Raw genomic sequence first — 21,395 nt, 5'->3', positions numbered from 1 at the left:
TCGGTGAACGCAGAGTCCCGCAAAGCATCGACGGCCCAATCGGTCCGCTTCATCAATGTCGGCAAGAGCTACGGCAATGTCCGGGCCGTTTCGGACGTCAATATTGCCATCGAGCCCGGCCAGTTCGTCACCCTGCTGGGGCCTTCGGGCTGCGGCAAGAGCACGACACTCAACATGATCGCCGGTCTGGAAATGCCCACCGAGGGCCAGATCCTGATCGGGGATCGTGACGTGACCACCGTCAGGCCGGCCGACCGCGATATCGCCATGGTGTTCCAGTCCTACGCGCTCTATCCGCACCTGACGCTCTATGAAAACATCGCATTTCCAATGCGGGCGCGCCGCCGCCGCACGCCCGAGCCCGAGGTGGACAGCAAGGTTCGCAATGCCGCGCGCATGCTCGGCCTCGAAGCCATGCTCGGCCGCTTCCCGCGCGAAATTTCCGGCGGCCAACGCCAGCGCGTGGCCCTCGGCCGCGCCATGGTGCGCACGCCGACCGTTTATCTGCTCGATGAGCCGCTCTCCAATCTCGATCAGCAATTGCGCGTGCAGATGCGCTCGGAACTCAAGGACCTGCACCAGCGGCTCGGCGCGACCATGCTCTATGTCACCCACGACCAGAGCGAGGCCATGACCCTGTCCGACCTGATCGTCGTCATGTCGGCGGGCCGCATCGAACAGGTCGGCACCCCGCGCGAGCTCTATGATCGTCCTGCCAATCTGTTCGTGGCGCGGTTCCTGGGCGAGCCGGGCATGAACATTCTCGATGGCGAGCGCGCCGCCGATCGGCTCGTCGGCGCCGGTTTTTCCCTGCCGTTTCCCACCGCCGTCGCCGCCTCCGAGAAACGGCTCTCGGTGGGGCTGCGACCCGAAGACATCGAATATGACCCGTCCAACGACGCGCCGATCAAGGGAACGGTCCGAACCGTTGAATTTCTCGGCTCGCGCAGCCTGGTCCGCATCGACGTGGGCGATGCACTGGTTTCGGCCTTCCTCCCCGCAACGGTGGAACTGGTCGCCGGCCAGGCCGTCGGGCTGCGTCCGGCCGACACGAACAAGACCCGCTTCTTCGACACGCAGTCGGGCCTGGCGGTTGAGGAGACAGTGCAATGAACCAGATCGATCTCAACGGCGAAGTGGCCGTCATCACCGGCGGCGCGCAGGGGCTGGGCTTTGCCATGGCCCAGCGCATTCTCCAATCGGGCGCCAGGGTAAGCCTGTGGGACCGCGATGGCGACACCCTGGCCCGGGCCGTCGCCGCGCTCGGCGCCGGCGCTTCAAGCCAGACGGTGGACATCACCGATCTCGATGGACTCGTCGCGGCCCATGCACGGGTGGAGGCCGATATCGGTCCGGTCTCGATCCTGGTGAACTCCGCCGGCATTGCCGGCAGCAATGCCAGCCTTGATCAATATGATCCGGACGAATGGCGGCGCGTGGTCGAGATCAATCTCAACGGCACGTTCTACGTCAACAAGGCCGTCGTCCCTTCGATGAAGGCGCGCAATTATGGCCGCATTGTCAATATCGCCTCGGTGGCCGGCAAGGAGGGTAATCCCAACCTGTCCGCCTATTCCGCCGCCAAGGCGGGGGTGATCGGCCTCACCAAGTCGCTGGGCAAGGAACTGGCCGGCTTCGACATCGCCGTCAACGCCATCACCCCGGCAACCGCCAAGACCCGGATCCTCGAAACCCTCACCGAGGAATTCATCCAATATATGCTGACGCGCATTCCGCGCGGGCGCTTTCTCGAAGTGGATGAAGCCGCGGCCATGGTTGCCTGGCTGGTCTCGCGCGACAACAGCTTCACCACGGCATCGGTGTTCGATCTATCGGGCGGCCGCTGCACCTATTGAAAGGTCGGATCATGGAACTGCGCACCGCTTTCGCCCTGATCGAGGCAACGCTGGAAGAGGGACGCCGCCGCAAGGCGCGTCCCCTTTCGGTCGTGGTGCTCGATCCGGGTGGACACCAGATTGCCAGCGCGCGCGAGGATGGCGCCGGCTTTGCCCGCCTTGCCCTGGCACAGGGAAAGGCCTGGGGCTCCCTGGGCATCGGCTTCGGCTCGCGCACCCTGTCCGAGCGGGTCACGAAAGCCCCTGAATTCTTCGCCGCAGCCGCCAGCCTGCTGGATGGCCGCCTGCTGCCGGCACCCGGTGGCGTGCTCCTGCTGCGCGATGGCACGCTGATCGGCGCCCTCGGCGTCTCGGGCGATACAGGCGACACGGACGAAGCCTGCGCCCTCTTCGCAGCGGGCCGTCTCGGCCTTGAGCATGAACGCTAGAACCAGGTCAGCCGGCACCGCTTTGCGAACCAGAATACGCAAGGAACAAGCACCCCATCATCTGTGATGGGGCGCAGCAGAACCCGCATTTGATTCGGATTCCAGCCTGCAATTCCAACGAGTTAGGAATGGCGGAGAGAAAGGGATTCGAACCCTTGAGACGGTTCCCCGCCTACACACTTTCCAGGCGTGCGCCTTCGACCACTCGGCCACCTCTCCGCATCGCCTTATCCCCGGCTGGAAAACGCCGGAGGGGCCGGAGGTGAACCCGGCGCGAGCGAGGCGCAATATACTTATCAGCGCTTCGGGCGCAAGGGATCACGACACCGGGATGACGATTGTTTTTGCATGAGGGTCTTGCCATCTTGTGAGTTGGCGGCCCGGCATGGCACAAAGAAAAACGTGCGCGGGGCGGAACGGGTAGGCCAGCCTCAACTTATCCCCGGTAAGCACAGGGAATGTGGATGCGGCTTATTCTCAGAATTGCGGGCACCTGGCTGATCGGCCTGGCGGTGGTTTTGCTTGTTGTCGATGGCACCAAATCGCTGGGCGCCAATGCGCTCGTCTATACCAGCCTTGCCGATCTGTGGATGCAGGTGCATCCGCCCAGTCTTGCCGGTGTCGGCGAATTTTTTGAGAGCCGGTTCTTTGCCGATCTGCTCGATGCGGCGCTCAAGGCCGTGCTGGACTATCCGGCCTTTGCCGTGTTCGGTGTGCCGGGAATCCTGCTGGCTCTGGCCGGGCGCAAGCCGCGCCGCGAGCGCTACCTGCGGGCCGACCAGATCTGAGGCGCGGCTGTAACCGCGAAAGGCCGCTTTGCGAATAGAGCGGTGAAAGGAAGATACACCATGTTCTTCACATCCAAGCCCACCACCATCCCCACTGCCGCCGAGGCCCTGCCGGGCCGCGCAGCGGAAATGGCCGTGGCTACTGACCATTTCGTCAATGGCGCGGCGCTGAAGGGCCCCTATCCCGATGGCGCCGAAACCATCTATTTCGGCCTGGGCTGCTTCTGGGGCGCCGAGCGGCTGTTCTGGCAATTGCCGGGCGTGATCGTCACCGCGGTCGGCTATCAGGGCGGCGCAACGCCCAATCCCAGCTATGAGGAAGTCTGCTCGGGCCGCACCGGCCATACCGAGGCGGTGAAGGTGGTCTATGACCCCGGCAAGATTAGTCTCGACACGCTGCTCAAGGCCTTCTGGGAAGAGCATGACCCGACCCAGGGCATGCGGCAGGGCAATGACGTGGGCACGCAGTATCGCTCGGCCATCTACACCACGACGCCGGACCAGGCGGTGGCGGTGGACAAGAGCCGGGCGGCCTATCAGCAGGCTCTGGACAGCCAGGGCCTGGGAAAGATCACCACGGAGATAGCGCCGGCCAAAGACTTCTACTATGCCGAGACCTATCACCAGCAATACCTGGCCAAGAATCCGAACGGCTATTGCGGCTTGCAGGGCACCGGCGTGAGCTGCCCGATCGGGCTGGGCGTCGCCGCGGAATAGAAAAAATGAGGCCGATCCGGTTCACCGGGTCGGCCTTCGCGCAAACCGGGGCCACTTTGCCGGAAACGCTCTATCCTCCCATCATGACACGGACCGGCTTCGAAGCGTTCATCCTGACGCTGCCGAAGGCGACATTGGTGCGTCAGTGGCGCGACGATTCGGTCGCCAAGATCGGCGGCAAGGTGTTTGCGCTGCTCGACCGCGATCCGGGCGAGGTGTGGCTCAAGGTTTCCGAGATGGCCTATGAGTTGCTGACCGAACTCGATGGCGTGCGGCCGGCCCCCTATTTCGCGCGGGCGGGCTGGGTGGCGATCTCCGTTGCCAGTCCGCTAACGGGGGAAGAGGTCGAGGCCTATGTGCGGGAAGCGCATCGGATCGTGGCGGGGAAGCTGACACGGAAGCTGCGGGCGGAATTGGGGTTGTAGGCCACAAACGCCCAACCTCGCCGCTCTTCCCTTCTCCCCTTGAGGGAGAAGGTGCCCCGCAGGGGCGGATGAGGGGTTGGTCCCACAAGCATTGAAGCATGGGAGGGCGCAGGACCCCTCACCCGGTTTTCCGCTGAACGCGGAAAACCACCCTCTCCCTCAAGGGGAGAGGGATGACGACTGCGGGGTTTCGGGCGGCCGACTACTCCGGCAAAACCCCGAAAACCTGCAAAGCCGCGCCGGGTAGGCTCACATCGTGCAGCCAGGCGGGTAGCTCGCCCCTGGCATAGAGATTGACGAAGCTGTCTTCCGCGCGGTCGGGCAGGCCGCGCAATTCGGCCATGGCCGGGCAGAGCACGACGAGACCGATACCCCTGGCATCGAGAATGGCGCGGGCATCGGCAATGGGATCGTTGAAGAAGCGGAACGTGTCGCGCACGCCCTGCTGATTGCGGTGATAGGGCGCGGCGACCACTTCGTGCGGCGTATAGAGCAGGAGATGGGCGCCCAGATCGATCGGCGCCATGATCCGCTCGGGCGGGATGGCAGCGAGATCGGCAAAGGCCGCCGGCACGAGGCAGGGCTCCTTGCTGGCGCGGGCTTCGGCGATCTGCTCGGGAAGGGTGGAGGTGAGGTTGGTCACCGCGGTGACCAGCAGCAGCAAAGCCACGCCGGAAAAGGCCAGCCAGCTCAGCAACAGGCCGGCCAGCGTGCGCAGACGCGGCGCGGCCAGATAGCGATGGCGCATCATGACGATGAGCCAGGCGGCGGCGGGAATGGCCGGCATGATGGCAAGGCGCCCGCCGCGCACCTGGGCCAGCATGACCACGGCGGTGCAGAGCGTAAAGACCAGCAAAGCCGCCCATTCGGCGCGCCCTTCCTTCACATCCCAGAGCCGCCAGGCGATGACGCCGGTGGCGAGCAGAGCCGGCAGGCCGACGGCCACGGCATAGGCGGGCAGTTCGGTAATGGTGGCGAACCAGGGACGGGCTTCGACGATGGCCGCGATCCAGTTGGCCTGCAGCCAGGGATCGATCTCGCCATAAGGCCCCTTGAGGCATTGCGGATAGAGCAGGGCCACCGCGCCCATGCCTGTCAGAGCGAGCACGCCGAGCAGGGCGAAGCGCTGCCAGGCGGCGCGGGGCGGCATGAGGCTGGCCAGGGTGAAGACCACCGCAACCACGACGGCCATGGCGACATAGACCGGCGACAGCACATCGCAGGCCGCTTCGAACCAGCGCGCGGGCGGCCGGAAAATGGCGAGGTGGACCATGGCGCCCAGCGCGAAGCTCAGGCCGAACAGGCGCATGGTGCGACCCCGCGCCGGATCGACCACGAAGGCCAGGCCCATGACCAGGATGGCGGCGGCAATGGTGGGCAGGGATTCGGTGGCGATGGCCAGGGCCGTGGCGGCCAGCGCACCGCAGGCCATGGCGAAGCGTGGCCGCCTGATGGCCTCGATGCCGGCCCAGATCATGGCCAGCGTCAGCAGGATGACGACATTGTGGTGGTCGACGCGACCGGGGGTGAATTCGGCCGTGATGGCAGGGCTCAGCACCGGCAGGACCAGAGCCGGCAGCACGCCTTCGGGGCCGACAAGGCGCTGCGCCAGCAGGGCGCTGAACCAGAGCAGCAGCGCAAAGAGCAGCATGGGCCAGATATAGCCGGCGGCGACCAGCGCCATATCGACGCCCAGCAGCGGGGTGAAGACCAGCACCAGCAGCGCCAGCGGCAGATCGACCAGCCGCGACCAGTGCAGTTCGGCGCCGAACGGCGTGTTGAGCCGATGGGCCGTCAGGTCATACCAAGGCTGGCCGGCCAGGAAATCGCGCACCATGACCATGCGCATGGCGTCATCGGTATCGGCGAAAAAGGGCAGGCCGGCGCGGGTATACAAAGTGCGCAGGATCAGGGTGGCAGCCGCCGCGGCAAAGACCAGGGCAACGAGACGAAGATCGGGGCCGCGATGGGCGGGAGTGGCGGTCAACATACATTCCTGCACTGGAAGAGCGGCAGGATGGACCGGCGCGGTTAAGATGGGGTGGAGGTTGGTTTCGCATGCGCGGCTCCACCCCACCCTCTATCCCCTCCCCATCAAGGGGAGGGAGGCGCCAGCTCAGAGGCCAGTGTTCATCGTCTCCCTCCCCCTTGTGGGGAGGGATCAAGGGTGGGGGTGAGCCACACGCACCGCACCCGTTCGCTTCCCGCTTGACTCGTTGTTTTAGTGTGCTACAAGACTATCACACTACACAGGCATCACACATGGATGATTTTCACACCAGCCAGCCGATCTTCGTACAGATCCGGCAGCGGCTTACCGAGATGATCCTGCGCGGCTCGGTCGGGGAGGGCGAGGCTTTACCCTCGGTCCGCCAGATCGCCGCCGATCTGTCGGTCAATCCGCTGACGGTCACCAAGGCCTTCGAAGCCCTGGTCGATATCGGCGTGGTCGAAAAACGCAGGGGATTGGGCATGTTCGTCAAGACCGGAGCGCGGGCCGAGCTGCTCGCACATGAACGCGACAAGTTTCTCAAGGAGGATTGGCCGCGCATCGCGGCCCAGATCAAGGCGCTCGACCTTGACCTTTCGACCCTGCTTTCCAGTTCCACTGCCACCAAGGTGCAGAAAAATGACTGAGCTTTCCACCGCATCCCTCGAGACTATCGACCCCATCGTCTCCGCCCGCGGCCTGCGCAAGAGCTTCGGCCGCAAGGAAATCCTGCATGGGCTCGATTTCGATATTCCCCCCGGCCGCATCTATGGGCTGATCGGCCACAATGGCGCCGGCAAGACCACGACGCTCAACGCCATGCTGGGCCTGACCAATTGCGAAGGCACTATCCGCGTGCTGGGCGAGGACCCCTTTGCCCGCCGCGCCAAGCTGATGGAGAATGTCGCCTTCATCTCCGACGTGGCCAGCCTGCCGCGCTTCCTGCGGGTGCGCGAGCTGTTCGCTTTGCTCACCAACATCCACCCCAATTTTTCGCAGGACAAGGCGCGCAGCTTCCTCGAAGGCACCGATATCCGCCCCGAGATGAAGATCAAGCACCTCTCCAAGGGCATGGTCGCCCAGTTGCACCTGGCCGTGGTCATGGCCATCGACGCCAAGCTGCTGGTGCTGGACGAGCCGACGCTGGGTCTCGACATCACCTATCGCAAGCGCTTCTACCGGCGCCTGCTGGAAGACTACATGACCGAGGAGCGCACCTTGCTCATCACCACCCACCAGGTGGACGAGATCGAGTTCATGCTGAGCGACATCATGTTCATCCGCGATGGCGAATTGATCCTCCACATGCAGATGGAGACGGTGAACGACAAGTTCACCCAGCTCGTGGTCAACGATCCCGAACAGCATGCGGCCGCAAGGGCCCATAACCCGGTCTATGAAGAAACCCGCTTCGGGCAGACCGTAATGATCTTCGACGGTGTCGACCGCGAGCTGCTCGCGCCCTATGGCAAGCTCTCGACCCCGACGCTTTCCGACCTCTTCGTCGCGCTGATGCAGCGGCCGACGGCCAATCCGGAGACGGCCCAATGAAGGCTTTCACCGCTCTCGTCCATCGCGAGCTGATCGAGCATCGCGGGGCCTTCCTGCTCGGGCCGCTGCTGCTGGTGGCGGTGCTGTTCGGCGCCACTATCCTGGCCTTCACGGTCGGGCGGGTCGATGCGCGCTTCTCGGGCGCCATGCTGACCGTGGCACCCCTGCGCATCTATGAAATGGGCTTTCTCGGCTTCGGCGTCGGCTGGTCGTTCTACCTGATGGCCACGCTCTTCTTCTATGCGGCCGACGGCTTTGCCGCCGACAAGCGCAACAATGCCATGCTGTTCTGGAAATCCATGCCGGTCGGCGACTTCAAGATGCTGCTGAGCAAGCTCACCGCCGCCATCACCCTGCTGCCCGGCACGGTCTATGCCGTGGCTTTGCTCAGCGGATTGCTGCTCTATGGGGTGGCCTATGTCACCATGCTGATCAATGGCACCGGCACGGTCGCTGCCCTTGGCGGGATTGCCATGGTCTACCTGCAGGTGGCGCTGGCCATCCTGGTCAGCTTCGCGGTCGGGCTTATCTGGTACCTGCCCTTCATCGCGCTGGTCGGGGGCCTTGCCACCGCCATCGGGCGCTGGGCCATTCCGGTGTCGCTGGTACTGCCGGCCATCGTCGCCACGCTGGAATGGGTGACTTTGGGGGGCCTGCATCCCTTCACCACCCGCACCTGGGATTATCTCAGCTACCGTTCCACCTTCCCGCTGATCGAGGACGGCTATGTCGATGCCTGGTTCGTCGGCACCGAACCGTTCAACGCCCTGCTCTATGCCACCGACCTGCTGAACCGGGTCGACTGGAGCCAGGTCGGCATCGGCGTGGTGTTCTCGCTGGCGATGATCTATCTGGGCAGCGAATATCGGCGGCGCAGCAACGATAATTGAGGTTTGACAGCCACTGAACCACCCCTCTCCCCTTGTGGGAGAGGGTGGAAATCCGCGTCCAGCGGATTTCCGGGTGAGGGGCTGCGCGCTCCCATGCTTCAACGCCGGCGGATAGCGCGGTGCCCCCTCATCCGCCCTTCGGGCACCTTCTCCCACGAGGGGAGAAGGGAAAGCCCCAGCCGTTCGAGGTAGCTCTCCCCACAGGGGGAGGGTGAACCCTGTGGGTGTGGCTGCATCGAGCCCACTCCGCTCCCCCACACTGGACATCCCAGCCATCCCCCGGTCATATCCGACCATGACCGAAGCCACCCGATTCCCCGACGTGATGCTGCTGGCCGCGGGCTTGGGCACGCGATTGCGGCCGGTCACCGAGACCCTGCCCAAGCCACTGGTGCCGGTGGCGGGCGTGCCGCTCATTGAGCGCATCATGGGCAATGCCCGCGCCGAGGGCGCCAAACGCTTCGTGGCCAATGCGCATTATCGCGCCGACCAGGTCCTCGCCCATTTCGGCGGGCTGCTGAAAGTCAGCCGCGAGGATGACTTGCTGGGCACCGGCGGCGGGGTGAAGCGGGCTCTGCCCGTGCTGGCTTCCGACCCCATCCTGGTGATGAATACCGACGCCTTCTGGCCATCAGGAAGCGACACGCCCATCACCCGGATGATCGCCACCTATGCCGGGGGCGACGACATCGTGCTGCTCTGCGTGCATCCGCGCAACGCCACCGGCTTTGCCCGCAGCCACGATTTCTGCCTCGCCCCGGATGGCGCGATCACCCGCGACTATGGCGCCCCGGTGATCTATGCCGGCGTGGCCCTGCTCGGCAAATCCCTGTTCGAAGGCACGCCCGATGGCGCCTTCTCGATCAACGCCCTGTTCGAGGCGGCTTTGGAGCGCGAAACGCTGCATGGGGTCGTGCTCGATGCGCCATGGTTCCATGTCGGCGATGTCGAGGCGCTGGCCGAGGCCGAGCGGCGGCTGACGCCATGAGCCTTTTTCCATCGCTCCGCATGCGAAATTCCTGGCCACCCTGGCCGATCGCGTCATGGACGGCACGCTGCTTGATGGCTGGGACCGGACGCAGCCGCTCTGGCTCAGCGACGTCACCATCATCGTGCCGACCCGGCGCGCAAAGATGGCTCTGGCTGATGCCTTTGCCCGCCACAATGAAAATCGCGGCCTGCTCCCCGATATCCGCACCTTTGGCGGCGAGGTGGAGGACGAGGAACCCTTCCTGCCGCCCTTCGACGTCACCCCGCCTTTACCTGCCGCCGGCCCGCTGGAGCGGCGGCTGGTGCTGTCGCGCCTGGTGGCGGCCTGGGCCGATACGCCGGATGGAAGGCAGGCCTTTTCGACCCCGCCGACCGCGGCGGAAATCCTCTCCATGTCGGAATCGCTGGGCGCGCTGATCGACGACCTGCTGACCGAGGAGCGGACCGCCGCCGATATCCGCGCCATCGTGCCCGATATATCGGGCGAACTCGGCGCCTATTGGCAGCAGACGCTGACCTTTCTCGGCATTGCCCTCGACTATTGGCCGCAGCATCTGGAGGCCAAAGGCCGCGCCGACAGCATGGCCCTGCGCGGGCAGCGGCTCGACCGGCAGGCGCGGGCGGCGCCCCTATTATGGGGCGAAAAGCCCGTCATCGCCGCCGGCTCCACCGGCTCGATCCCCGCCACGGCGCGGCTGCTCAAGGCGATCAGCGAGCTGCCGCGCGGCGCCGTGGTGTTGCCGGGACTCGATTGCGCCATGAGCGAAGCCGATCACACCGCTCTGCTCGCAGCCGACAACAATCCGCATGGCCATCCGCAATATGGTCTGGCCCGGCTGCTGCGCCTTCTGGGCGCGGCGGTGAGCGATGTCACCGAACTGGCGCCGGACGACAATCTGCGTACCACGCTGGTCAATCGCGCCCTGGCGCTGACCAAGGACACGGCGCGCTGGCCGGAGCAACGCCTGACCCAGCTCGAAATCGGCATGGCCTGCGATGGCCTCTCCATCATCCGCGGCCGCAACGAAGACGAGGAAGCGCGCGCCGTGGCTTTGGCCGCCCGCGATACGCTGGCGCGGGGCAAGACGGTGGGCGTGGTGACGCCCGACCGGAACCTGGCCCGCCGCATCGCCGCCGAATTGCGGCGCTTCGAGGTCGTCGTCGATGACGCCGCCGGCACGCCTTTGTTCCAGTCGGCCGCCGGGCGGTTGCTGCGGCAAATCCTGGTGGTCGCCTCAGGCAATTGCGCGCCGGTTGACCTCATGGCCCTGCTGCGCAACCGGGCGGCCTTGTTCGGGCTGAAGCGCAGCGAAATCGGCCGATTGGCCGACGATATCGAGCTGGGCCTGCTGCGCGGCCAACGCCCCAATCCGGGGCTGGCCGGCCTGCGCGACCTGCTCAAGGCCAATGTCGGCGAAACCACGAAATATGTCGGCAAGCGACTCTACGCCAACCAGGCCGAAGCCATCGAAGCCCTGTTCGCCCGCATCGAGGTGGCCCTGTCGCCGTTGCGGACCCTGCTGGGTGAAAGCCGCATCAATGCCGGCGCGCTGGCGGCCGCGATCTCTCGGGCTTTCGACAGCGTGGCCGATGGCGCCGATATTCCCGGCCGGACCGAGTTGAGCGACTGGGCCGGCCAGATGGCGGCGCAGCAGGGCGAGGGCCACAGCTTTGCGCCATCGGGATTGGAACAGGTGCTGGCCGCGCTGATGGTGGGCTTTCAGGTCCGCACCCGCGAAGAACGGCGCAGCGATATCGCCATCTGGGGCCAGCTCGAAGCGCGGCTGCAAAATCCCGACCTGCTGGTGCTCTGTGCTCTCAACGAGGACAAATGGCCCGAGGCGGCCGATCCCGGCCCCTGGCTCAGCCGCGGCATGCGGCTGGCCGCCGGGCTGGAACCGCCCGAGCGGCGGCAGGGCCTGGCCGCGCATGATTTCGCCCAGGGGCTGGGCAATGAACAGGTCATCATCGCCTTTTCCGACCGCATCGGCACCAGCCCGGCTTTGCCCTCGCGCTTCGTGCAGCGGCTCGAAGCCTTTGCCGGGGCGGACAATGCCCGCTCCTGGGAGGAACGCGGCGCGCAATGGCTCGATCAGGCACGCCGGGTCGATGCCGTCATCGAGACGCGCTCGGCGCAGCGCCCCGCGCCCAATCCGCCGGCCGATACAAGGCCGCGCCAGCTATCGGTCACCGAGATCGAAACGCTGATGCGCTCGCCCTATGACATCTATGCCAAACATGTCCTGCGCCTACGCCCGCTCGATGCCCTGGGCGAAACGCCCGAGGCGCGCGAGCGCGGCACCATCATCCACGATATTCTGGCCCGCTTCGTCGAGGAGCGGCATGATGTGATGGCGCCCAACGCGCCCGACCTGCTGCGCCAGTTCGCCGTGGATGCCTTTTCCGGGCTCGACGGCATTGCCGAGCGCCGCGACATCTGGATTCGGCGCTTCGAAACGGCAGCACGGCAATTCCTCGACTTCGAGCGCGAACGCAATGCCGAGGTGCGCCAGCGCCATGCCGAAATCGACGGGCTGTGGGCCCTGCCCTCGGGCTTCACCCTCAAGGGTCGCGCCGACCGGGTCGATGAAATGATGGATGGCCGCCTGCAGATTCTCGATTTCAAGACCGGTTCGGTGCCGGCGCCGGGCGCCATGAAGGCGTTCGAAGCGCCGCAAATGCTGCTCGAAGCGCAGATGGCCAAGGCCAATGCCATGGGTGTGCCGGGAGCGGATTCCTCGGCCCTGACCTATATCAAGATCGGGCTCGGCCCCGAGGCCTTCCGGCCGATTGCCTTCTCGCTGGACAATGGCCACACCATCATGAGCGCGGCCGACGAGATCGCCCGCCGCATGCAGTCCCATGTCGATTTCTTCCTGTTCAACGACAATCCCATGCCCGCGCGCATCCTGCCGCTCAAGACGCAGCGCTTCCCCGGCGCCTATGACCATCTCGCCCGCATGGACGAGTGGACCGCCGTGGACGAAGATGATGAGGACGTGTTTTGAGCCAGGAACGCGGCAAGCCCGTCATCTCCGCCGAAACCCGCAACAACCAGGCGCGGGCCACCGATCCGGCTCTGTCGATCTGGGTGTCGGCCAATGCCGGCTCGGGCAAGACCTATGTTCTCACTCAGCGCGTGCTGCGCCTGCTGCTAGCTGGGGCGCGGCCGCAATCCATCCTCTGCCTCACCTATACCAAGGCCGCCGCCGCCGAAATGCGCGGCCGCGTCGCCGAGAAGCTGGCCAAATGGGCCACTCTGCCGGAGCCGGACCTGATCAAGGAGCTGAAAGAGGTCGAGGGCAGCGCCTATCGCCCCAGCCAGATCGAGCGGGCGCGCACGCTGTTCGCGCAAGCGCTGGAAACGCCCGGCGGCCTCAAGATCGTCACCATCCACGCCTTCTGCGAGAGCGTGCTGCACCGCTTCCCCCTCGAAGCCGGCGTGCCCTTCGACTTCAAGGTCATCGAGGATGACGAGCGCATTGCGCTGCTGACCCAGACCCGAGAAGCCGTGCTGGCGCAGGGCCTGCGCGGCGAGGGCGCCACGGTGGCGGTGGAAACCCTGTTCGGCCTGCTCAGCGACTTCGCCCTCAGCGACGCCATCGAGCTGGCGATGAATGACGGCCGCAAGCTCAAGGCGGTGCTGGCGGACATTCCCGCCGCCAAGGCCAATCTGCGCCGCCTGCTCGGCACCATGACGCCGCGCAGCAGCCAGGCGATTCTGGATGCCGCCGTGAGTGAACGGCTGGTCGATGGCGGCGACATTGCCCGCCTGCTGGCCCTGGGCGGCAAGGCCCTGGCCAATCGCTTCGGCAGCATCGACGCCAATGCGCCTCGCCCGCTCGACTGGATCGGCGCCTTCCTGACCGACAAGGACCTGCCGCCCGCCAACTTCCCCGGCAAGGCGGTGGAAAAGGCCGACCCGGTGCTCGCCCAGCGCATGCTGGCCGAAGCCGAACGCCTCGCCGGTCTGATGATCGAGCGCCGCACATCGCTCATCATCGAGCGCAGCGAAGCCCTGCTCGATGTGGTGGCGCTGATTGCCGGCCGGTACAATGAACATAAGCGCGCTCGCTCGCTGCTCGATTTCGACGACCTGGTCGAAAAGCTCGGCGATCTGCTGGAAAACCCCGATGCCGGGCCCTGGGTGCAATACAAGCTCGATACCGGCATCGACCATATCCTGGTCGATGAAAGCCAGGATACCAATCCCGAGCAATGGCGCGTGGTGCGGGCCATTGCCGACGAATTCTTCAACGGCGCGGGCGATCTGACCCGCCTGCGCTCGCTGTTCGCGGTGGGCGACCAAAAGCAGTCGATCTATTCCTTCCAGGGGGCCGAACCGACCCTGTTCGGGGCTACGGGCGAATTGTTCGAGCGCCGCGCCGCCACTGTCGACATGCAGTTCCGCCGCGTGCCGCTGCATACCAGCTTCCGCACGCTGATCGAAATTCTCAATGCCGTCGACAAGGTCACCGACCTCGAGGGCATGCAGGACGCCCTTCTCGAAACCGGCAAGGTGCATCACGATACGACACGCCCCACGACAGGTGGCAGCGTGACCCTGTGGCCGCCCTTGCAGCAGGCGCTTGCCGAAAGCGGCGCCAGTGCATGGCCCACCGAGCCGCCCAGCGGCGGCGAGCGCACCGCGCCCCGCCAGGTGGCCGAGCGTATCGCGCGCGAGATCAAGTCCTGGATCGACACCAAGCGCCCGCTGGCCAATCGCGGCCGACCCATCCGCCCCAATGACGTGCTGATCCTGGTGCAGTCGCGCGGCGCCGTGTTCCAGGAAGTCATCCGCGCTTTGCGCAAGGAAGGCCTGCCCACGCCCGGCGCCGACCGGCTGGCCGTATCCGAACATATCGCCGTGCTCGACCTGTTGGCCCTCTGCGACGTTCTGCTCAACCCGGCCGACAATCTGCAACTGGCCGCGCTGTTGCGCTCGCCGCTCTTCGATATCAGCGAAGACGACCTCTTCGCCCTCGCCCAGCCCCGCGACAAGCAGACCCTGTGGCAGGCGCTCGAGACCTGCACCACGCCAAGCTGCGCCGAAGCCTGGCGCATGCTGTCGCGCTGGCGCGGTGAGCTCGATTTCGAGCGCCCCTTCGAATTCCTCACCCAGGTGCTTTATGCCGAAGGCGGATTGCGCCGCTTCCATGCCCGGCTGGGCGAGGAAGTGGACGAGGTGTTCGCCGAACTGCTCGAACTGGCGCTGTCCCATGAACAGGGCAGCCAACCATCGCTGCAGGGTTTCGTTGCCGCCATGCGGCAAAGCGCGGTGTCGATCAAGCGCGAACTGGCCGAGGCCGGCACCGGCATTCGCGTCATGACCGTGCATGGCGCCAAGGGGCTCGAAGCGCCCATCGTCATCCTCGCCGACGCCGCCAGCAAGCCGCAGGGCAACCAGGTCAATCGGCCGGTCTATCTGCTGACCGACGCGCCCGGCCCGCTGCTGGTCCATGCCTCGGGCCGCGGCGCCCATGTCGAAGCCAGCCAGGCGGTCAAGACGCAGGTGGAAGCCAATCTGGCCAAGGAATATTGGCGCAAGCTCTATGTGGCCATGACCCGCGCCGAGGACGAACTCTATGTCACCGGCGCGCTGACGCCGGGCCGCAAGCCGGAAGGTCAGCTCGAAGGCACCTGGTATCAGGCGGTGGACCGCGCTTTGCGCGACGAGGCCGAAATCGTGCTGGACGAGCAGGGCGAGGAGACCGCGCTGATCTATCCGCGCGAGCGGCTCACCCCGCAGCCGGTCAAGCGCCTCGCCGACATAGTGCCGCTGGCTGGGCAGCCCCGGGCCTTCGCCCCCGTCCCTGCCCCATCGGTAGCGCCCATCGTCTCGCCCTCCTCGGCGCGCAGCCATGTCGCCCCGGTCCTGGCGCTCGATAGCCTGGTCGAACAGGTGCGCGATGCCGATGCGGCGCGCAGGGAAGGCATCGCGCTCCATGCCCTGCTGCAGCATCTGGGCCGGGTCGATCCGGCTGTATGGGCCGATGTGGTGCCCAAGGCACTGCTGGCTTTGCTGCCCGATGCGCCGGAAAGCCATGCAGGGCTCGGCGCCAAGGCGGTATCCATTCTCTCCCGGCCCGACCTCGCCGCTGTGTTCGGGCCGGCCAGCCGCGCCGAAGTGCCCTTCCTCATCGACGCCAGGCGCGATGGCGCCGATATCCGCCTGGCCGGCCGCATCGACCGGCTCGTGGTTGACGACTCGGGGGTAACGGTGGTGGACTACAAGTCCGACGCATCGGTGCCCGCGGGGCCGGGCGATGTGCCGGGGAACTATCTAACCCAGCTCGGATTATATGCGTTGGTTGCAGGTCAGCTTTTCCCCGGACGAGACGTGCGGGCGGCAATACTATGGACACGACTGGAATCATTGATGTTTCTGCCGCCGGACAGGCTGGCGGCAGGCGCTCAGGGCTTCACCTTGCGGTGACAGCTCTTGCCCCGAGGCTGGACTCTACCCAGCTTTAGGCGCACAGAGACCGCCGCTTTAACAGAAGGCAAATAACCCATGACTACTCACGTTTCCGACGCCACTTTCGGCGAGGAAGTCCTTAATTCCAAAGAGCCCGTCCTCGTGGATTTCTGGGCCGAGTGGTGCGGGCCCTGCCGGGCGATCGCCCCCGTGCTCGATGAGCTCTCGACCGAGCTGGCCGGCAAGGTCAAGATCGTCAAGCTCAATGTCGATGACAATCCGGGCATTGCCAGCCAGTATGGCGTCCGCTCCATCCCGACCATGATCCTGTTCAAGGGCGGGGAAGCCGCCGACATGAAGATCGGCGCCGGCACCCCCAAGGCAGGCCTGGCCAAATGGCTCGAAGGCCACGCCGCCTGATCATCAGGCTTATATGAATAACGAACACCGCTGGGGCGACCCGGCGGTGTTTTTGTTTGGGGGGATGTCGCTTCTCATCCAACGCGGCAGCCCCGGCCACCGCACGTCACCCTCGGGCTTGACCCGAGGGCTCTATACTTACCGACAGCTCAGCAAGTGCAACGCCCTCGGGTCAGGCCCGAGGGTGACGATCGAGTTTGTGGGAGCGGCGCAGTGCTAGAAAAACAAACTCCATCTCCCCAAACCACCACATCTTGTATGCCTTCCCAAGCCCACCGACTCCTTCTAGCATCCATCGCCCGATACCGATGGAGATGAGATCGATGGCCTTGCATGTGAATGACGCCAATTTCGCCGCTGAAGTGCTGGCGGCGGACCGCCCGGTGCTGGTGGATTTCTGGGCCGAGTGGTGCCCGCCCTGCAAGGCCATGGCGCCCGCCATTGACGAGCTGGCCGAAACGCTGGCCGACAGCGTCAAGATCGTCAAGCTGGACGTCGACGCCAATCCGGGCATTACCGCGCAATATAATGTGCGCGCCATGCCCACGCTGATCGTGTTCAAGAACGGCGAGCCGGTCGATCTCAAGGTCGGCGCCGGCCAGTCGCGGGTGCAGCTCATCAAATGGCTGGAGGCCCACGCCGCCTGAGCGGCCGGTCCCTCCAAAACAAAAGGGCAGGTCCGCGGACCTGCCCTTTTTCATTTGTCTCGCCGTCGCCTCACTTGGGCGCCAGCACCATGACCATCTGCCGGCCTTCGGAGCGCGGCTGGCTTTCCACCTTGGCGATCGCCTCGGTCTGCTCGCGGACCTTGAGCAGCAGCTGCATGCCCAGTTCCTGGTGCGCCATTTCGCGGCCGCGGAAGCGCATGGTCACCTTGACGCGGTCACCCTCGTCCAGGAACCGTTGCATGGCCTTCATCTTGGTCTCGTAGTCATGCGTGTCGATATTCGGACGCATCTGGACTTCCTTGACCTCGATCACCTTCTGCTTCTTGCGCGCCTCGGCAGCTTTTTTCTGCGCGGCGTATTTGAAGCGTCCGAGATCCAGCATCTTGGCGACCGGCGGGACGGCATTGGGGGAGATCAGGACAAGGTCGAGCCCCTGTTCCTGTGCTTCTGCAAGCGCCGCGCGGGTGTTGACCACACCGCGGTTCTCGCCTTCAGCATCGATGAGTTGCACATCGGCGCTGGTGATATCTTCATTAGAGAGCGGCCCATCTTTCTGGGGCGCGACGGGTCTCATGGGACGACGAATGGCAAAGGATCCTTGCGTTGTTAAGCCTAGTGGTGAAATCGCGCATAAAATCGTGTTACGCGGACCATAAGTCAACTGGCAAACCGCCAGAAATTCTGGCCTGTTGCACCATTGAAACGCCGCGATTGCCGTGCCCTGCCGCGTGGCCGACGCTTGTATCCACCCGACAGGGAACGTTCCATGACCATATCACATCCCACCAGCTTCCGCATCCCCATCGGCAGCGGCCCGGCTTCGCGCGATATCGCCGTCGAGCAGCGCGCGGGCAAAGGACCGGGCATTTTCTGGCTCGGCGGCTTCCGCTCCGACATGATGGGCGGCAAGGCCATGGCGCTCGATGCGCTGGGGGCCGAACAGGGCCTGGCGGTCACCCGCTTCGATTATTCGGGCCATGGCATTTCGGGTGGCGACTTCAATGACGGCACGATCAGCCGCTGGCTGGAAGAGGCCGAGGCGGTACTGGCCACCACTGTCGGCCCGCAGATCATCGTCGGCTCATCCATGGGCGGCTGGATCGCCTTGCTGTTGGCCCGCTCCCTGCTGGCGCGCGGCACGCCCGCCCATGGCCTCGTGCTCATCGCCCCCGCCCCCGACATGACCCACGAACTCATGCTGCCCGACTTCACGCCGGAAGAGCACGAATCGCTGCAGAACAATGGTTATGTCGACCAGCCCAGCCAGTATTCCGACACGCCCTACCGCATCACCCGCGCCCTGATCGAAGACGGCAAGGCTCACCTGCTGTTCGGCGGCGTCATCGAAACCGGCTGCCCCGTCACCATCCTGCAAGGCGGCGCCGACCCCGACGTCCCGCAGGCCCACGCCATCAAGCTGGTCACCCACATCCTGCACGACCCGGTAACCCTGACCCTGATCCCGGATGGCGACCACCGGCTGAGCCGGGATGAGGACCTGGCAAGGTTGAAGGACGCCGTGATGCGGCTGGTGGAGCATTAAGTCAGTCGCGCACGATGCGCAGGAGCGGCTCGAACCGGTAGAGTGCCGGACGGCGCCCGGATGCCGCTTCCAGCGTTTCCAGAAGGCCGTTATCCAACAGTATTCGCGTGAACTTGTGTGCGGTCGGCGCTGGTATGCCGGACCTGCCGGTAAACATGTTGTTTCTGAAAACCGGGCGGGCGAACACAAAATCCAGCGCAGTTGTGCTCCACTGATTGCGCAGGAGCCGTCGGAACTCGTCCTTCATCGCTTCGTAGAGCGCCCCGATTTCCTCGGCTTGGGCGAGATTTTGTTTTGCCTGATCTTCGATGGCCGCCAGGAAGAATGCGATCCAATCTGTCCACGCACCGGTCTGGGATACAGCGCGCATGCGCTCGATATATTCGTCGCGCCGCTCTTCGAAATAACCGCTGATATAGAAGTGGGGAGCGCTTATTGCCCCATAATGCCAGAGCATCAACGTAATGAGCATCCGTCCGATCCGGCCATTGCCGTCCTTGAAGGGATGCAGCGCTTCAAATTCCAGATGCGCCACAGCGGTTCGAAGCAATAATTCCCAGTCATCGTTGCCGATGAAGTCCGTGAGCTTCTCCATGCCCAGCGGCAACGCCTGAGGGCTGATGGGGATGAATTGGATTTTTCTGCGAGAACGGTCGGCGAGGTAGTTCTGTTCGGTCTTGAATTCACCCGGATTAAGGCTTGCCCCGCGTCCGAAGCCGAGCAGAACCCGATGAGCCGATCGGATCAGCCACGGCGAAATTGACGTACCTTGTTCGATCGCATGCTGCGCCTGCGTGAGTGCGCGGCTATAAAGAAAAACCTCCACCGCCTCGGTGCGATAGCGATTGGGGTCGGTGGCCTCGTCTTCCTCGTGGTCGGCTTCATAGCGCAACACTTCGTCCAGTGTGCTGATGGTGCCTTCCATACGCGAAGACACCACGGCTTCCTGGTTGCGTAGCGGTGCCAGCAGAATTTCGCTGTTATGCATGCCTTTGAGCATTTGGTCGTAGCGCGCCAGGGCTGCTGCGGCAGACGCCAATGGCTTGATCAGCCGCATCGTATCGATGTCCGCGGGCGGAAACTGATCATAGTGATATTGCACCGCGTCAGTCAGATCGAAGTCCGCCATCGCCGTTTGCCTATCGGAATTGAGGTTTTTTAAGATTCAAATGCGATTGGTTGCAGTTTGCGATACACAACGGGTTTTGTCTATCTAATTTTGCAACTTTAGATAGACAAATGGGTTTGAGGTCTCCAGATAAAACCCAAATTGCGTTGGCTTGCAAAATCACCCGTTTCCGAGACTCAAGCGTTACCCCCGCGTTCCCAGCTTCGTCCGTTGCATCCCGTCCGCGTCGAAATTCTCCGGTGCCAGCCACCGCTCATATTCCGCCCGCAAAGCCGGCCATTCCCCGTCGATGATGGAGAACCACGCCGTGTCGCGGTTTTCGCCCTTGACGATGCGGTCCTGCCGGAACAGGCCCTCATATTGAAAGCCGAAGCGCCGGGCGGCGGCCTTGGAGCCCTCATTGCGGTTGTTGCACTTCCATTCGAAACGCCGATAGCCGAGGTCATCGAAGGCGTGCCGCGCGAAGAGATAGAGCGCTTCGGTGGCGATGCGCGTGCGGGCGATGGCCGGCCCCCAATAGACGCCGCCGATCTCGATCGAGGCGTGGTCGGGAAAAATGCGCATCCAGCCCTGATGGCCATGTGCCTTGCCCGTCGCTTTGTCGATAACAGCCACATAGCGGTCCGGCCCGGCATTGGCAGCGGCGATCCAGGCTTCGGTGTCGCCCACGCTTTGCGGGGCATGGCTGAACAGCCAGCGATAGCGTTCGGGCACGCCCTCGCCGATCGAGGCGGCATAGATATCGGCGGCATGCTGCAGCCCGATCGGTTCGAGCCGCGCATAGCGGCCTTCGAGCACGATGCGCTCAGGCGCGGATTTGGCGGGCTGGGGCGCAGTCATGGCTTTTCGCTCTCGTAGATGGCGGCAAGTCCTTCCCGATAGGTGGGATAGAGCAGTTCGATATCCAGCGCCTGCTTGATGGCGGCGTTGGAGACGCGCTTGTTGTCGGCATAGAAACTGCGCTGCATTGGCGTCATGTCGGCCGTTGCGAACAGGATTTCCGGCGGCGGTTCCACGCTCGCCATGGCGGCGGCATGGGCCACCAGATCCTGTGGCGGCGCCGGTTCGTCATCGGCCAGGTTGAACGTGCCGTCGAGCCGCGCCTGCGCCGCCAAAGCCGTCACCCTTCCGATATCGGCGACATGGATGCGGTTGAACACCTGGCCCGGCTTGATCACCCGCCGCGCCGTGCCGTCACGGAGTTTGTCGAAGGTAGAACGACCCGGCCCATAGATGCCGGCCAACCGCAGGATGGCCAGCGGTACGCCGCGCGCCTGCGCATAGTCGCGCCAGACCTGTTCGGCCTGCACGCGGCGGTCGCTGCGCTCATTGCGCGGCACCAGGGGCGCCGATTCATCGATCCAGTTGCCACCGAAATCCCCATAGACACCAACCGTGGAATAATAGCAGAGCCATTCGAGGCTTTCCGCCGCATCGAGATCGGCGCGGTGGTGCACCAGCGCCGGATCGCCATCGGCGCCGGGGGCGATGGAGAAGACGACATGGCTGGCCCGGCGCAGGCTGGGGCCCAAAGTGGCGCCCGGCGCGGACCCATCGAAAACATGCGCATCCACCCCCTGTC

20 protein-coding genes and 1 tRNA gene are annotated in these 21,395 nt (G+C 64.7%); 15 read left to right on the top strand and 6 right to left on the bottom strand.

Annotated elements, in window-relative coordinates:
• Positions 1-3: 3 nt before the first annotated feature.
• The 3 genes from FPZ08_RS18040 to FPZ08_RS18030 are packed head-to-tail and all read left to right on the top strand — an operon-like array spanning position 4 to position 2,284.
• The gene (locus FPZ08_RS18040; protein ID WP_246132700.1) at positions 4-1,113 is read left to right on the top strand and encodes an ABC transporter ATP-binding protein; all 1,110 of its coding nucleotides are present in this window, start codon (positions 4-6) and stop codon (positions 1,111-1,113) included.
• A complete protein-coding gene (locus FPZ08_RS18035; protein ID WP_146291554.1) occupies positions 1,110-1,856 on the top strand; it encodes an SDR family NAD(P)-dependent oxidoreductase in 747 nt (248 codons plus the stop codon). The genes FPZ08_RS18040 and FPZ08_RS18035 overlap by 4 nt, the downstream gene beginning before the upstream one ends.
• A gap of 11 nt (positions 1,857-1,867) precedes the next feature.
• Positions 1,868-2,284: a GlcG/HbpS family heme-binding protein gene (locus FPZ08_RS18030; protein WP_146291552.1), complete on the top strand. Its 417-nt coding sequence runs from the start codon at positions 1,868-1,870 to the stop codon at positions 2,282-2,284.
• Between the two features lie 129 nt (positions 2,285-2,413).
• Here FPZ08_RS18030 and FPZ08_RS18025 read toward each other — a convergent pair.
• Positions 2,414-2,503 (bottom strand) — tRNA-Ser (locus FPZ08_RS18025).
• 245 nt (positions 2,504-2,748) lie between these two features.
• Between FPZ08_RS18025 and FPZ08_RS18020 the strand changes: the two genes are divergently transcribed.
• From FPZ08_RS18020 to FPZ08_RS18010, 3 genes are read left to right on the top strand one after another with little or no spacing between them, the layout of a single operon-like run.
• Complete coding sequence (locus tag FPZ08_RS18020) at positions 2,749-3,072, top strand: hypothetical protein (RefSeq protein ID WP_146291551.1); 324 nt, start codon at positions 2,749-2,751, stop codon at positions 3,070-3,072.
• Positions 3,073-3,132: 60 nt separating this feature from the next.
• Positions 3,133-3,789: a peptide-methionine (S)-S-oxide reductase MsrA gene (msrA, locus tag FPZ08_RS18015; protein ID WP_146291549.1), complete on the top strand. Its 657-nt coding sequence runs from the start codon at positions 3,133-3,135 to the stop codon at positions 3,787-3,789.
• A gap of 5 nt (positions 3,790-3,794) precedes the next feature.
• Positions 3,795-4,214: an MmcQ/YjbR family DNA-binding protein gene (locus FPZ08_RS18010; RefSeq protein ID WP_246132699.1), complete on the top strand. Its 420-nt coding sequence runs from the start codon at positions 3,795-3,797 to the stop codon at positions 4,212-4,214.
• A gap of 202 nt (positions 4,215-4,416) precedes the next feature.
• Here FPZ08_RS18010 and FPZ08_RS18005 read toward each other — a convergent pair whose 3' ends face one another.
• On the bottom strand, positions 4,417-6,201 hold the full coding sequence (locus FPZ08_RS18005) for a hypothetical protein (protein WP_146291547.1): 1,785 nt from the start codon (positions 6,199-6,201) through the stop codon (positions 4,417-4,419).
• A gap of 275 nt (positions 6,202-6,476) precedes the next feature.
• Between FPZ08_RS18005 and FPZ08_RS18000 the strand changes: the two genes are divergently transcribed.
• The 8 genes from FPZ08_RS18000 (at position 6,477) to trxA (FPZ08_RS17965) (ending at position 17,120) form a co-directional block, all read left to right on the top strand.
• Positions 6,477-6,851, top strand: a complete 375-nt coding sequence (locus tag FPZ08_RS18000) for a GntR family transcriptional regulator (RefSeq protein ID WP_146291545.1) — start codon at positions 6,477-6,479, stop codon at positions 6,849-6,851.
• Positions 6,844-7,755, top strand: a complete 912-nt coding sequence (locus tag FPZ08_RS17995; RefSeq protein WP_146291543.1) for an ABC transporter ATP-binding protein — start codon at positions 6,844-6,846, stop codon at positions 7,753-7,755. Before FPZ08_RS18000 ends, FPZ08_RS17995 begins: the two co-directional genes overlap by 8 nt.
• Complete coding sequence (locus FPZ08_RS17990; protein ID WP_146291541.1) at positions 7,752-8,645, top strand: hypothetical protein; 894 nt, start codon at positions 7,752-7,754, stop codon at positions 8,643-8,645. Before FPZ08_RS17995 ends, FPZ08_RS17990 begins: the two co-directional genes overlap by 4 nt.
• A 295-nt stretch (positions 8,646-8,940) precedes the next feature.
• Entirely contained in the window at positions 8,941-9,633 is a 693-nt protein-coding gene (locus FPZ08_RS17985) for a nucleotidyltransferase family protein (protein ID WP_146291539.1), read from the top strand.
• Between the two features lie 55 nt (positions 9,634-9,688).
• Positions 9,689-12,643, top strand: coding sequence for a double-strand break repair protein AddB (gene addB, locus FPZ08_RS17980; RefSeq protein ID WP_246132698.1), 2,955 nt, complete (start codon positions 9,689-9,691; stop codon positions 12,641-12,643).
• Positions 12,640-16,071 (top strand): double-strand break repair helicase AddA, encoded by a 3,432-nt coding sequence (gene addA / locus FPZ08_RS17975; RefSeq protein ID WP_146291535.1) that lies wholly within the window; start codon positions 12,640-12,642, stop codon positions 16,069-16,071. Before addB ends, addA begins: the two co-directional genes overlap by 4 nt.
• Positions 16,072-16,149: 78 nt before the next feature.
• On the top strand, positions 16,150-16,473 hold the full coding sequence (gene trxA, locus FPZ08_RS17970; RefSeq protein WP_146291533.1) for a thioredoxin: 324 nt from the start codon (positions 16,150-16,152) through the stop codon (positions 16,471-16,473).
• Between the two features lie 323 nt (positions 16,474-16,796).
• Positions 16,797-17,120, top strand: a complete 324-nt coding sequence (gene trxA, locus FPZ08_RS17965; RefSeq protein ID WP_146291531.1) for a thioredoxin — start codon at positions 16,797-16,799, stop codon at positions 17,118-17,120.
• 70 nt (positions 17,121-17,190) lie between these two features.
• Here trxA (FPZ08_RS17965) and infC read toward each other — a convergent pair whose 3' ends face one another.
• The gene (infC, locus tag FPZ08_RS17960; RefSeq protein WP_186767325.1) at positions 17,191-17,727 is read right to left on the bottom strand and encodes a translation initiation factor IF-3; all 537 of its coding nucleotides are present in this window, start codon (positions 17,725-17,727) and stop codon (positions 17,191-17,193) included.
• A gap of 180 nt (positions 17,728-17,907) precedes the next feature.
• Between infC and FPZ08_RS17955 the strand changes: the two genes are divergently transcribed.
• Positions 17,908-18,684 carry an alpha/beta hydrolase gene (locus FPZ08_RS17955; protein WP_146291529.1) on the top strand — a complete coding sequence of 259 codons (777 nt, stop codon included), beginning with the start codon at positions 17,908-17,910 and terminating at the stop codon, positions 18,682-18,684.
• 1 nt (position 18,685) lies between these two features.
• Here FPZ08_RS17955 and FPZ08_RS17950 read toward each other — a convergent pair whose 3' ends face one another.
• The 3 genes from FPZ08_RS17950 to FPZ08_RS17940 form a co-directional block, all read right to left on the bottom strand.
• The gene (locus FPZ08_RS17950) at positions 18,686-19,813 is read right to left on the bottom strand and encodes a Fic family protein (protein WP_146291527.1); all 1,128 of its coding nucleotides are present in this window, start codon (positions 19,811-19,813) and stop codon (positions 18,686-18,688) included.
• A 183-nt stretch (positions 19,814-19,996) separates the two neighbouring features.
• Positions 19,997-20,653: a GNAT family N-acetyltransferase gene (locus FPZ08_RS17945; protein WP_146291525.1), complete on the bottom strand. Its 657-nt coding sequence runs from the start codon at positions 20,651-20,653 to the stop codon at positions 19,997-19,999.
• On the bottom strand, positions 20,650-21,387 hold the full coding sequence (locus tag FPZ08_RS17940; RefSeq protein ID WP_246132697.1) for an NAD-dependent epimerase/dehydratase family protein: 738 nt from the start codon (positions 21,385-21,387) through the stop codon (positions 20,650-20,652). Before FPZ08_RS17940 ends, FPZ08_RS17945 begins: the two co-directional genes overlap by 4 nt.
• Positions 21,388-21,395 lie beyond the last annotated feature (8 nt).

Origin of the sequence: Devosia ginsengisoli (assembly GCF_007859655.1) — a bacterium.
GTDB lineage: Bacteria > Pseudomonadota > Alphaproteobacteria > Rhizobiales > Devosiaceae > Devosia > Devosia ginsengisoli.
The sequence above is the reverse complement of the archived record's forward strand: the minus strand, read 5'-3'. Positions and strand labels throughout refer to the sequence as shown.

Coding starts and splice junctions, on each gene's coding strand:
- FPZ08_RS18035 (WP_146291554.1), top strand. CDS start 1,110: ATGAACCAGATCGATCTCAACGGCGAAGTGGCCGTCATCACCGGCGGC.
- FPZ08_RS18030 (WP_146291552.1), top strand. CDS start 1,868: ATGGAACTGCGCACCGCTTTCGCCCTGATCGAGGCAACGCTGGAAGAG.
- FPZ08_RS18020 (WP_146291551.1), top strand. CDS start 2,749: ATGCGGCTTATTCTCAGAATTGCGGGCACCTGGCTGATCGGCCTGGCG.
- msrA (WP_146291549.1), top strand. CDS start 3,133: ATGTTCTTCACATCCAAGCCCACCACCATCCCCACTGCCGCCGAGGCC.
- FPZ08_RS18010 (WP_246132699.1), top strand. CDS start 3,795: ATGAGGCCGATCCGGTTCACCGGGTCGGCCTTCGCGCAAACCGGGGCC.
- FPZ08_RS18000 (WP_146291545.1), top strand. CDS start 6,477: ATGGATGATTTTCACACCAGCCAGCCGATCTTCGTACAGATCCGGCAG.
- FPZ08_RS17995 (WP_146291543.1), top strand. CDS start 6,844: ATGACTGAGCTTTCCACCGCATCCCTCGAGACTATCGACCCCATCGTC.
- FPZ08_RS17990 (WP_146291541.1), top strand. CDS start 7,752: ATGAAGGCTTTCACCGCTCTCGTCCATCGCGAGCTGATCGAGCATCGC.
- FPZ08_RS17985 (WP_146291539.1), top strand. CDS start 8,941: ATGACCGAAGCCACCCGATTCCCCGACGTGATGCTGCTGGCCGCGGGC.
- addB (WP_246132698.1), top strand. CDS start 9,689: ATGGACGGCACGCTGCTTGATGGCTGGGACCGGACGCAGCCGCTCTGG.
- trxA (WP_146291533.1), top strand. CDS start 16,150: ATGACTACTCACGTTTCCGACGCCACTTTCGGCGAGGAAGTCCTTAAT.
- trxA (WP_146291531.1), top strand. CDS start 16,797: ATGGCCTTGCATGTGAATGACGCCAATTTCGCCGCTGAAGTGCTGGCG.
- FPZ08_RS17955 (WP_146291529.1), top strand. CDS start 17,908: ATGACCATATCACATCCCACCAGCTTCCGCATCCCCATCGGCAGCGGC.
- FPZ08_RS17950 (WP_146291527.1), bottom strand. CDS start 19,813: ATGGCGGACTTCGATCTGACTGACGCGGTGCAATATCACTATGATCAG.
- FPZ08_RS17945 (WP_146291525.1), bottom strand. CDS start 20,653: ATGACTGCGCCCCAGCCCGCCAAATCCGCGCCTGAGCGCATCGTGCTC.